The 2,092-nt window shown below is 72.4% G+C and carries 2 protein-coding genes; both read right to left on the bottom strand.

Features of this window, described 5'->3' with window-relative positions; genetic code table 11:
• Positions 1 to 1,395, bottom strand: a 1,395-nt coding sequence (locus IF30_RS0140150) for a glycoside hydrolase domain-containing protein (protein ID WP_051712268.1), incomplete at its 3' end; no start/stop codon positions are given.
• Positions 1,396 to 1,599: 204 nt separating this feature from the next.
• Positions 1,600 to 2,092 (bottom strand): FG-GAP repeat domain-containing protein (locus IF30_RS0140145; protein ID WP_030248003.1); only part of this gene is annotated, 493 nt, incomplete at its 5' end.

Raw genomic sequence — 2,092 nt, 5'->3', positions numbered from 1 at the left:
GTAGGAGAACAGCTTGCCGGTCGACACCTCCACGGCGACCAGGTCCTTCCGGCCGTCACCGTTGAAGTCACCCGCCGTCAGGTTCGTCATCCCCGGGTCGCCCGTCGAGGCCTGGGCGGCGACGTCGACGTAGTTCCGGTCGATGTTGAGGGTGGTCCCGCCGTACGACTCCGTGACGTCACCGGCGTACTGGTGGACGCGCTGGTGGTTGGACCAGTAGCCCGCCGGGATGTAGCTGTCGTCGGTGTCCGCGGCGTTGTTCCAGTTCGCGGCCCATGCCACGTCGGGGCGGTCGAAGCCGGACGAGGTGTACGCGGCGACCATGTCCTTGATCCCGCTGGACGAGGAACTGTACACGCCGGATCGGAAGTCGAGCTCGTGCAGCCGACTCGTCCAGCCCGACAGGTAGTTCAGCACGTTCGTGCGGTAGCCGGAGGAGTACGCCTCCATGTCGACGTACAGCACCGTGGAGGTGGTGAAGCCCAGGTTCTTGGCCAGCGTGACGGCGGCGTCCGCCGCGGCCCGGCCCTGGCCCTCGGCATCCGAGGAGGAGATCCCCGCGGCCTGGGTGCCCGCGTAGATGGGCAGCAGGTGCCAGCCGGCGCCGCTCTGCTGCGCCACCCACGACGCGCTGAGGTTGTTCTGCGCACAGACCCGGGTCGGGCCGCCGATGTAGATGCCCACCCCCCGGTACGGCGAGGAGCCCCAGTCCGCCATCGCGCCTGAGGAGGGGGCGGCGCAGGCGTCGAACGCCTTGCCGGTGTAGCCGGTGCTCGGCGTCGCCGACGCGGCCGCCGCCGTCCCGGCGGGTGCGGCGAGCGCGCCGGGCACGGCTTTCGACGGCTGCGGCAGCGGGGCCGCGGTGGCGCCGCCGCCGATCGACACGGTGGCGAGGACCCGCTGCACCGCGGCTGCCGTGGACGGAGTATGACTGGCCGTCACATAGACGCCGGCCCCCTCGAAAGCCACCCGCGCCTCCAGGCCGGCGCTGTCCGGCAGGGTCGGGACGCCGTGGCCGGCGGGCACCGCGACGGTGGGGAGGTCGGCCCGCTCGGCGGCGCCGGCGAAGGTCTCGACGACCAGTGCGTCCGCCTTGTCCCCGATCAGGTGGGTCGGGCAGTTCTGGTCGGCGCCGGGGTGGCCGAGGTAGACGGTGTTCCGGTCGAGCCGGACGCAGGTGTCGGGCGCCTGGGCCAGGTCGACCACCGACCAGCTCGACGGCACCTGGAGCGAAAGTCCCTGGTAGGAGACGGTCTTGACGCTCTGGGCAGCGGCGGCTGGTTCGGGGGTGCCGCGCTCGGCCGCCTGGGCGGCCGGGCCCAGCGGCAGGGTTGCGGTGAGGGCGCCGGCCGCCACGGCGAGCGCGGCGACACCCCTCAGACGGTGGTGGTTCACGGATCTCTCCAAGAAACGGGCAGGGCGGAGCCACCCGGGGCGGGATCCGGGCAGGGCTGCACGCGGCGGGGCGGGGACAGGTGAGCGGGAAGGGCGAGCGGGGAGGGTGAGCGGGGAGTGCGGGGGCGGGCCCGTACGGTGGTGGCGGGCCCGCCCCCGGTTTCGGCGGCCGGCCGGGAACGGCCGGCGGAGCCGGTGTGCGGTCTACCAGCCGCCGGAGCCGATCTCGGTGCGGGAGGTCAGGCCGTTGCCGGTGCCCTTGTAGAGGTAGAGCTTCCCGGTCTCGCCCGGGGCGGACTCCACCGCCGCCAGGTCGCCGATGCCGTCACCGGTGAAGTCCGCACCCGCGTAATCGGAGATGCCGTTCCAGCCACCCGAGCCGATCTCCACCCGGTCACCCAGACCACTGCCCGTCCCCGGGTACAGCCACAGCTTCCCGGTCGAGGTCTCCGTCGCCACCAGGTCGTCCCGGCCGTCCTTGTTCATGTCGCCCGGGCTGACGTTCTTGCTCACCCCGTCCCACCCCCCCGAGCCGATCTCCACCCGGCTGCCCAGACCACTGCCCGTCCCCGGGTACAACCACAACTTGCCGGTCGAGGTCTCCGTCACCACGACATCGTCCTTGCCGTCACCGTTGAAGTCGCCGACCGCCGTGTTGTTCATGCCGTTCCAGCCACCCGAGCCGATCTCCACCCGG

Origin of the sequence: Streptomyces sp. NRRL S-350 (genome assembly GCF_000719705.1) — a bacterium.
Lineage (GTDB): Bacteria > Actinomycetota > Actinomycetes > Streptomycetales > Streptomycetaceae > Kitasatospora.
The sequence above is the reverse complement of the archived record's forward strand: the minus strand, read 5'-3'. Positions and strand labels throughout refer to the sequence as shown.